Annotated in this window: 1 protein-coding gene; it reads right to left on the reverse strand. The window is 37.2% G+C overall.

What is annotated here, in order from left to right; translation table 11 throughout:
* Positions 1 to 331 (reverse strand): type IV secretory system conjugative DNA transfer family protein (locus ACKTR2_RS10610; RefSeq protein ID WP_407885105.1); only part of this gene is annotated, 331 nt, incomplete at both ends.

Consider the following 331-nt stretch of genomic DNA (forward strand, 5'->3'; position numbering starts at 1 on the left):
CACGTTGCTAAAAATTCTTCATACTTTGGGAATTTACCTAAATTGACAAATTCATCAGGGATAAAGTCGACTTGGTGGGGCAATTTAGCGTGATGATCGGCGGCTAATTTGTATAATTCATCAAATAATTGTGAGAAAAACAGATTGATGAAGCTTTCATAGGTATTATCCATGACCGGAATAATCACATACAGTACTACTTTGGCTTTGCCAATCTCTTTTAAATCAAAGTCTGAAAAGCTGGTAAAATTGGCCACTTCTTTGTCAACAAACTTCGAAATGGTCGCCAACAGGCTTTCAATAATGCTGGCTTTCATAGATCGGAAGAGCA

This window comes from Furfurilactobacillus curtus (genome assembly GCF_045862785.1).
GTDB lineage: Bacteria > Bacillota > Bacilli > Lactobacillales > Lactobacillaceae > Furfurilactobacillus > Furfurilactobacillus curtus.